General features: G+C 73.6%; 9 protein-coding genes. 4 read left to right on the top strand and 5 right to left on the bottom strand.

Annotated elements, in window-relative coordinates; genetic code table 11:
- Positions 1-130 precede the first annotated feature (130 nt).
- Positions 131-1531: an MFS transporter gene (locus tag ABT106_RS29910; RefSeq protein WP_351283611.1), complete on the top strand. Its 1401-nt coding sequence runs from the start codon at positions 131-133 to the stop codon at positions 1529-1531.
- On the opposite strand, the gene ABT106_RS29905 is transcribed toward ABT106_RS29910, so the two are convergent.
- Both ABT106_RS29905 and ABT106_RS29900 read right to left on the bottom strand, forming a co-directional pair.
- Positions 1521-1727 carry a cold-shock protein gene (locus ABT106_RS29905; RefSeq protein WP_351283609.1) on the bottom strand — a complete coding sequence of 69 codons (207 nt, stop codon included), beginning with the start codon at positions 1725-1727 and terminating at the stop codon, positions 1521-1523. The genes ABT106_RS29910 and ABT106_RS29905 overlap by 11 nt on opposite strands.
- A gap of 94 nt (positions 1728-1821) precedes the next feature.
- Positions 1822-2331, bottom strand: coding sequence for a mycothiol transferase (locus tag ABT106_RS29900; protein WP_351283607.1), 510 nt, complete (start codon positions 2329-2331; stop codon positions 1822-1824).
- Between the two features lie 145 nt (positions 2332-2476).
- Between ABT106_RS29900 and ABT106_RS29895 the strand changes: the two genes are divergently transcribed.
- Positions 2477-2839, top strand: coding sequence for a VOC family protein (locus tag ABT106_RS29895; RefSeq protein WP_351283604.1), 363 nt, complete (start codon positions 2477-2479; stop codon positions 2837-2839).
- A 27-nt stretch (positions 2840-2866) separates the two neighbouring features.
- Here ABT106_RS29895 and ABT106_RS29890 read toward each other — a convergent pair whose 3' ends face one another.
- Positions 2867-3175, bottom strand: coding sequence for a hypothetical protein (locus tag ABT106_RS29890; RefSeq protein ID WP_351283601.1), 309 nt, complete (start codon positions 3173-3175; stop codon positions 2867-2869).
- A gap of 166 nt (positions 3176-3341) precedes the next feature.
- Complete coding sequence (locus ABT106_RS29885; RefSeq protein WP_351283598.1) at positions 3342-4844, bottom strand: MFS transporter; 1503 nt, start codon at positions 4842-4844, stop codon at positions 3342-3344.
- 145 nt (positions 4845-4989) lie between these two features.
- Between ABT106_RS29885 and ABT106_RS29880 the strand changes: the two genes are divergently transcribed.
- Positions 4990-5430, top strand: coding sequence for a MarR family winged helix-turn-helix transcriptional regulator (locus ABT106_RS29880; protein WP_351283596.1), 441 nt, complete (start codon positions 4990-4992; stop codon positions 5428-5430).
- A gap of 39 nt (positions 5431-5469) precedes the next feature.
- Complete coding sequence (locus ABT106_RS29875) at positions 5470-6075, top strand: HutD/Ves family protein (protein ID WP_351283593.1); 606 nt, start codon at positions 5470-5472, stop codon at positions 6073-6075.
- A gap of 65 nt (positions 6076-6140) precedes the next feature.
- Here ABT106_RS29875 and ABT106_RS29870 read toward each other — a convergent pair.
- A partial coding sequence (locus ABT106_RS29870) for a glyoxal oxidase (RefSeq protein ID WP_351283591.1) occupies positions 6141-7900 on the bottom strand: 1760 nt, incomplete at its 5' end.

The raw sequence follows: 7900 nt of genomic DNA, 5'->3' as shown, positions 1-7900 counted from the left end.
GCCGCGCCCGGCAGGGCCCCGGCCGCCGCGCCGGCCCGTTCCGCGCGGCCGTCCGGGGCCGCCGAGCGTGCCGGGCGCCGTGCTCCGGGCGGTGCCACGATGGTCGGAGAGACCGAAGGCGGGCGGTGTCATGAGCGCATCCGCACAGGCGCATCCGCGCCGGGGACTCTTCACCCGGCGCGACCGGGCCGTGATCGCGGCGGCCGCCATCTCCATGCTGCTGGTGCAGATGGACTGGTTCGCCCTCAACCTCATGCTCCCCGTCATCGCCCGCGACTTCGACACCCCCACCACGGACCTCCAGTGGCTGGTCAGCGGCTACATGCTCGCCCTCGGCGCCCTCATGATCACGGGCGGCCGGGCCGCCGACCTGCTCGGCCGGCGGCGCGTCCTCGTCGCCGGGCTGACCGGCTTCGGCGTCGTGTCCGTCGTGTGCGCCGCCGCCCAGAACACCGCGTGGCTGACCGCGGGCCGCGTCGTCCAGGGGTGCACGGCCGCGCTCATCTTCCCCGTCTCCGTCGCCGTGGTCACCGCCTACTTCCGCGACGCCCGCCAGGGCCGGGCCGTCGCCACGGTCCTCGCCTTCAGCGCCATCGGCACCGCCCTGGGCCCCTTCATCGGCGGCGCCTTCGCCGAACACGTCAGCTGGCGCGCGGTGTTCCTGCTGAACGTGCCCTTCTGCGCCGCCGCCGCCGTTCTCATGCTGCGCTACGTCCCCGAGACCCGGGACGAGGAGGCATCCGGGGGGCTGGACGTCCCCGGGGTCATCACGCTCGCGGCCGGGCTGAGCGCCGTCATGATCGGGGTGGACCAGGGCGAGCACTGGGGCTGGACCTCGCCCGCCACCCTGGCCTGCCTCGTCGGCGGCGCCGCGCTCCTGGCCGGGTTCGTCGGGCTGGAGCGGCGTACCGCCGAACCCCTCCTCGACCTCGGCCTGCTGCGCAACCGGCCCTTCGTCGTCATCACGCTGGCCGGCTCGCTGTCCAATGTCGTCTACTGCCTGGTCGCGGTCCTGTCCGCGCTCTACCTCCAGCAGGCGCGCGGGCTCTCCCCGCTCGAATCCGGGCTGGTGTTCCTGTCCCTGTCCGTCGGCGCCGGAGCCGCCAGCTACTGGTCGGGCCACCTCGCACTGCACCTGCGCCCCGAGTCGCTGATGGCCGCCGGGATGCTGCTGTGCGGCGTCAGTCTGCTCGCCCTCACCTGGGCCACCTCGCTCGCCCTCTACACGGCGGTCTTCGCCGTGGTGGGGCTCGGCGTGGGCCTCGGCTGGGCGCTGACCAACGTGGCCACCCAGTCCCACGTGCCCGCGAACCGGCTCGCCGCCGCCTCCGGCCTCGTCCTGACCTCGCTGGTGCTGCTCGGAGCCGTGGCCGTGGCCGTCGCCTCCACCGTGCTGGAGGTGATCAGCGGCTCGGCGGGCGCCGCGGCCTCCGACGGCCCCGCCATCGAGTCCGTCCTGCGGGTCGCCGCCCTGCTCTCGGTGCTCGGGGCGGCCGCCCTGGCGGTGCTCGTGCGCCGGGTCAGGGTCTGACGCGGCGGGCGGCCATCCGGCCCCGGCCCAGCTCGATGGCGAAGGTGACCTGCTGCTCCTCGGAGAGGACCCTCGGCTCGGCCTCTATGTCCTCCCGCTCGACGAAGACCGGCGTGGTCTCGCCGAGGGGAAGGATGAACCCGTAGCCCCGCTCGCGGTTGTACGACTGGACGAACCCTTTGACACGCGGTTCCATCGTGCACCTCCCGTGCCACGACCCTGGCGCACCGCCACCGGTACCGCCTTCCGGGCGACTCCGTACGGGTGACCGGCCCGGCGGAGCGCGGGTATCACCGGCGCTCCAGCACACCCCGTACGAAGGACGCCTGGCCGGCGTGCTGGAGGTCGTCGGCCAGCACGCTGACCAGGCGCGCGCCCAGCGTCACCGGGGGGTCCCAGCGCTCGTCGACCACCCGGTCCAGATCGGCGGCGGCCAGGCCGCGGACGAAGCCCAGGGTCTGTTCGTGCACCGCGTCGAAGTACCCCAGCAGCAGTTCCCCCGACTCGACCCGGACCGAGCCCGCCTGCCGGGCCGTGTGCCCGTACCCGGTGGACCCGGTGGGCAGCCCCAGCGCGAAGCGGGCGGCCCAGCCCTGGGACTGCCAGACCTGCTCCCGCTCGGCCGCTTCCGCCACGTGGTCGTCCTGGACCCGTGTCAGGTGCCAGACGAGCCAGGTGACCGAGTTCGCCGCCGGATCGACGCGCGCGGCGAGCCGCTCCGCCGAGAGTCCTTCGACGGCCTCGTGCACGATCTCGTGGATGCGTTCGAACCCGTCGGCGATGACGTCCGTAGCCTTCATGCGCCCCACCATGCAGTCCCTGCGCGCCGACCCGCCGCGAGCGACACGCCGCGGCCGGGTGGTACGGACCCGGCGGACCGGGTAGCAGCCGGGGGAGCGGCGCCGCACGCGCCCGTGAACCCGGCAGCGAAAGGGATGATCACGCATGGCCTTCACCCACGTACTCGCCGTCGCCCCGGTCCGGGAGATCGGGCCCGCGGTGGCCTGGTACGAACGGCTCCTGGGCAGGGCTCCCGATATGACGCCCATGCCGGGGCTCGCGGACTGGCACGTCTCGCCCGACGCCTGGGTGCAGGTCTTCGAGTCTCCCGATCACGCCGGGTCCGCCCTGGTCAACCTGGGCGTCGACGACCTGGACCGGGTCCTCGCCGAGCTGGCCGGCCGCGGACTCACCGCCGGGGAGGTCCGGCCGGGCTCCGGGCTGGTGCGGTTCGCCGCCCTCCACGACCCGGACGGGAACCGGATCACCCTGATCGAGAACCCGGTGTCCGGCCCGGACCCGGCCTGAGCCCCGGCCGCTCCGCCCGGAGGGACGTCAGACGTCGCCGTCGATCCCGGTGACGGCCGGGGGCCCCAGCGGTGCGTCCTTCTCGGAGAACCCCGACTGCTCCAGGGCGCCGGCCGTGAGACGTACGGCATCGGCCTCGGCGCCGGCCCGGTCGTGGGCCTCGACTTCGAGGCGGACGGAGAACGTGCCGTCGTCGTGGAGCGTCAGCAGGTTCAGGTCTTCCGTCTCGCTCAGGTCGGTGTGGTGCGCGGCCAGCCTCCGCACCAGTTCCGAGCGTGTCGCATCGCTGATGTCCGTCAGGAACGTGCCGGGCACGGTGATGACGTAGGTGGTCACTGCTGCCTCCTCGTAGTGGCTGGCAAAGGCGGGATCGCCTCGTTCTGGGATGCCCCGGAGTCGCGCTTCGAATCCCCCCGGATGATCGCCCGGGTCCTCCTTCCCCGTGGCGCTGCCACGCGGTGGGGGTGTTTCCTGACCCCTCGGCGCGGGATTCCGCCGTCCGTCAGGTGGTCGCGGCGGTCTCGACCGTCTTCGCGGCCGGGGCCGTGTGCCGGGATCCGGCGGCCACCGTCCCGTGCGCGCCCCGCAGTCCGAGCCAGCTGATCAGCGCGACCAGGGCGAAGGCCGCGGCCCCGATGCCGAAGGTGAGGGTGAACCCGGATTCGGCGGGCAGCGGGGGAACGCCCGCCGGCAGGTGTGCGATCGTCCGGGAGGCCAGGATCGTCGTCACGACGGCGCTGCCGATCGCGCTGCCCGTGGAGCGGGAGATCGAGTTGATGCCGTTGGCGATCCCGCTCTGGTGGTGCGGGACGCTGGCCATGATCACGGCGGGCATGGCGGCGTAGCCGAAGCTGACGGCCGCGCCGACGACGAGGCCGGCCCCGATCACCGAGGCGCTGTGCCGGTGGTCCAGGGCGAGCCAGGCGAAGCCGACGGTCCCGAGCGCCGCCGCGAGCGCCAGGGCCACGCGCGGACCCCGGTGGCGTACGAGCCGGCCTCCGATGGGCGAGGCGAGCAGCGAGACGATGGCTCCGGGCAGCAGGAACTGGACCGAGGCGCGCAGGATCGAGGCGTCGAAGCCGTAGCCGGTGAGGGCCTCGGGCATCTGGACCAGGTAGGAGACGCCCAGGAAGTTCGCGAACATGCCGAAGCCGACGAGGACGCCGGCCAGGTTCGCCATCAGCACCGGGCGGTGGACGAACATCCGCATGTCCACGAGCGGTTCGCGGACCTTGAGTTCGGTCAGCACCCAGACGGCGGTCATCACGGCGGCGCCGGCGAAGCCGCCCAGCGTACGGCCGGAGGCCCAGCCCCACTCGTGGCCCTGGGAGATCGGCAGCAGGAGGAGCAGCAGGGCGGCGCCGAGGGTCAGGGCGCCCAGGAAGTCGGTCCGGCCGCCGGTCTTGTGCCGGGTGGCCGGGACCAGGAAGACGACCGCGAGCAGCGCGAGGGCCGCGAAGCCGGTGGCCATCCAGAACGCGTCGCGGTAGTCCGCGTCGGCCCCGGAGGTGAGCAGCCCGGTGGCGACGAGCGCCAGCCCGCTGCCGAAGGCGAGCGTGCCGCTGACCAGGGCCATGGCGCCGGGCAGCTTCTGCGGCCGGACCTCTTCCCGCAGAACGGACAGGGCCAGCGGGAAGATCGCGGTGGCCGCCCCCTGGAGCACCCGGCCCAGGATCAGCAGCGGCAGCGAGGAGGCGAGGGCCGACACGACGGAACCGGCGACCATGACGCCGAGCACGGCGACCAGGGTCGGCTTCTTGCCGTGCTGGTCGCCGAAGCGGCCCAGGAGCGGGGTGAAGACCGCCGCGGACAGGAGGGTGGCGGTGGTCACCCAGCTCACGTTGGCGGTGGAGGTGCCGAGGTCGTTGCGGATGAGGCCCAGGATGGGGACGGGCAGGGTCTGCATCATCGACACGACCATGGCGGCCAGGCTCAGGGCGAAGACGATGACCGTCTCGTTCCGGTGCCCGGAGTCCGGTGCGGCGGCGGGGGAGGGGGTGCTCATGGCGGGCGGGACCTCTTAGGGCTTCGAGTGCTTCAGATCGCAGATGTTTGATGTCTTCAAGTAACTCGGCCGACGGTAGACGTCGATAGTTAAGGTGGTCAAGTAAACAATTGATAATGTCAATGATCCTGAGTACCCTCCAGACATGAGCCACCCCGCCCCGTACGCGCCCTCCAAGCTCGAACTGCTGGAGCTCCTCGCCGCCATCGGAACCGCCCAGTGGCGCGACTTCGCCGCGGCCGCGGCCCGTCACGGCCTCACCTCCACCCAGGCCAAGGTCCTCGCCCAGCTCGACGGCCCCCTGCCGATGCGCGGTCTCGCCGCACTGCTGGTCTGCGACGCCTCGAACGTCACCGGGATCGTCGACCGCCTGGAGGCCCGCGAGCTGGTGCGCCGCGAGCCGGCCCCCACCGATCGCCGCGTCAAGAACGTCGTCGCCACCGACGAGGGCCGCGAGATCATCCGCCGCGTACGGGAGGAGATGCAGACGACGCGCGGGGCGCTCGACACGCTCGACGCGGCCGAGAGCGCGACGCTCTACGCCCTGCTGGAGCGCCTGCGCCCCACCATGGAGCGGGACGCCTGACCTCCTGGCCCCGCACCGCCGCCCGATAGGGTCGGCGCCATGAACAGCGGCAGCGGGCTCCGGATCCTGAGGGCGGCCGGCCGTACGGCCGCCGCCTGGAAGAACGGCGGCGGAGTCACCCGGGAGATCGCGGTGCGCCCCGAGGGCGCCGGCGCCGGCGACTTCACCTGGCGGGTGAGTCTGGCCGACGTCGCCGCCGACGGGCCGTTCTCGGCCTTCCCCGGCGTCGACCGCACCCTCACCCTCGCCGAAGGCGCCGGCATGGACCTCGACGTGGGCGGCGTGCGCCGCCTCGTGGACGAGCGGTTCCTGCCGCAGGACTTCGCCGGGGACCAGGACACCGGGTGCACGCTGCTCTCCGGCCCGGTCGTCAACTTCAACGTGATGTACCGCAGGGACGCCGTACGGGCGCGGACCGCCGTCGTACGGGGCTGGCTCGCCCTCACCGTTCACCCGGGTGAGACGCTCCTGCTGGTGGCCCTGGACGGACCGGCCGCGCTGGAGCGGTCCGGCGGGCCCGGCGCCGCCGAGGACCTGCAACCGTACGACGCCGCCCTGCTGGCGGGCCCGTCCGACTGCCTGCTCCGCGCGGCCGGGCACACCGCGGTGGTGTGCTTCGGGCCGCCCGTCACCGCGGCCGGCTAGCCCGCTCCGGTCCTACGGAGGGCCGCCCGGCCGGTCCGCCCTCCGTACCACCGGATGGCGCGGCGTCAGCGGATGCCGAGCTTCACCCACTTCGCGGCGCTGGGAACCCCCTTCGCGTCGAGCAGGAACAGCATGTAGTACCCGGGCGGGGCGTCGGCCGCCGTCGCGGGGGCCCTGAGCCCGATCGTCGTGCCACGGGTGCCGGTGCGGCGGAGCTCCAGGTGGCGCTGGCTGGTGTTCACCGAGTGCGTCACCGTCGACGGGGCCAGCAGCACGGCCCGCGCCACGTTCCCCGGGGTGGAGCTGACCACCTCGAAGGACTGGTCGTGGCCGAGCTCGCGCGCCGGGACCCGGTCGAGGGCCGGGCGGCCGCCCCGGTGCAGGTAGGCGGGCTCGTACAGCTCGATGCTGCCGTCCATCGCGTCGTCGATGTCGGGGTCGTTGGCGATCTGCTGGAGCTCGTCGCCGGTGACCATGACCCGGCCGTCCGGCATCACCAGGGCGTTGGAGTGGTAGCCGCGCGGCAGCCGCTGCGCCGGCCCGAGCCGCCACCGCCCGCCCGCGTCCCGCAGTTCGACCTGCCGGTACTTGGGATCGGCCCGGGGGTTGAAGGGGCCGTGGCCGTAGTCCCGGGTGTCCAGGGCGCCGTTGACGGTGAGCAGCGTCCCGTCCGGCAGGATCAGCGTGTCGTCCTGGGTGCGCCCGAACGCCCGCGGCTCTTCGGTCGTCCAGCGCCCGCCCGACAGCCGGTAGGTGAACGGGTCGCGCGGGTCGCCCCCGAGGACCAGCACCGAGTCCGGGCCGCGGAAACCGGCCGGCAGCGGCACGGCCGATCCGTACCCCCGGAAGTCGGCCGGCCGCCGGGGCAGGTCGGTGCGCACCTCCTTGACCGGGTCGAACAGCCACTGCTGGTCGGCGTCGCGCCCCAGACCGTAGATCATCCCGTCGCGCAGCGAGAACAGGTGCGGGTAGTCGTTGCGGAACGGCGCGTCGGTACGGAGCCGCTCGGCGGAGAGGTCCACCGGGATGTCGAACGGCCGCCAGGGGACGGGGTGCCCGAGGGCGGGGAAGCGTTCCACCACCGGGGTCGCAGTGCCCGTACCGCGTTCGGACTGGCCGGACATGATGATCTGGCGGCCGTCGGCGGCGGTCACGGCCGAGGGGTACCAGCGGCCGACGGCCATGTCCCGGTTGCGGTACCAGTTCTCGGTCCACGGGTCGAAGACGAACGAGAGCTTCGCCCCGCTGCCGCCCTTCCCGCCGACGTTGCCGCCGAAGACCCCGACCATGCCGTTGGGGAGGTAGGCGTGCCCGGCGCAGAAGAACGGCGCGGGTCGTGGGGCGTAGCCGCCGTCGGGCATCAGGACGACGGGCGGCGCGACCTTCTTGAAGGCGTCCGCGCCGGTGCCCCTGGCCGGGTCCCAGAGGTAGCCGCGGCCGGCGTTCGTCCGGCCCACGGTGCTGGTGGGGCCGGTCTCCTTCGTGGGGTCGGCCTCCACCCGCTCGAAGGAGAACAGCAGCACCTTGCCGGTGGGCAGCTGGGCCACGTGGACCCCGAAGTCGGGTGAGGGGAAGAACCGCGTGAACCGGCCGTACTCCGCCGCCGCGAAAGCCTCGTTCGCCGTGAGCTGGGACTCCCGGTGCGCGGCCAGGCTCGCCGTGCGCTTCGCCTGCGGATAGCCCTGGGTCCCCTTGACCGCCTCCCGCAGCCGTGCGTGCGTGCGGGCGTGCTCCGCGCCGAGGACGGCGGCCTCGTCGGCCCTCGGCGCGGGTGGTGCGCCCTCGGCGCGGAGCGCGGGGTGCCCGTCGGGGGCGGGCCCCTCGT

It is taken from the genome of Streptomyces sp. NPDC002044 (assembly GCF_040296725.1).
Taxonomy (GTDB): domain Bacteria; phylum Actinomycetota; class Actinomycetes; order Streptomycetales; family Streptomycetaceae; genus Streptomyces; species Streptomyces antarcticus.
The sequence above is the reverse complement of the archived record's forward strand: the minus strand, read 5'-3'. Positions and strand labels throughout refer to the sequence as shown.

What these genes read in the sequence shown, in the direction of transcription:
- ABT106_RS29880 (WP_351283596.1), top strand. Translation starts at nt 4,990, where the DNA reads ATGAGCCACCCCGCCCCGTACGCGCCCTCCAAGCTCGAACTGCTGGAG.
- ABT106_RS29875 (WP_351283593.1), top strand. Translation starts at nt 5,470, where the DNA reads ATGAACAGCGGCAGCGGGCTCCGGATCCTGAGGGCGGCCGGCCGTACG.
- ABT106_RS29885 (WP_351283598.1), bottom strand. Translation starts at nt 4,844, where the DNA reads ATGAGCACCCCCTCCCCCGCCGCCGCACCGGACTCCGGGCACCGGAAC.
- ABT106_RS29905 (WP_351283609.1), bottom strand. Translation starts at nt 1,727, where the DNA reads ATGGAACCGCGTGTCAAAGGGTTCGTCCAGTCGTACAACCGCGAGCGG.
- ABT106_RS29910 (WP_351283611.1), top strand. Translation starts at nt 131, where the DNA reads ATGAGCGCATCCGCACAGGCGCATCCGCGCCGGGGACTCTTCACCCGG.
- ABT106_RS29895 (WP_351283604.1), top strand. Translation starts at nt 2,477, where the DNA reads ATGGCCTTCACCCACGTACTCGCCGTCGCCCCGGTCCGGGAGATCGGG.
- ABT106_RS29900 (WP_351283607.1), bottom strand. Translation starts at nt 2,331, where the DNA reads ATGAAGGCTACGGACGTCATCGCCGACGGGTTCGAACGCATCCACGAG.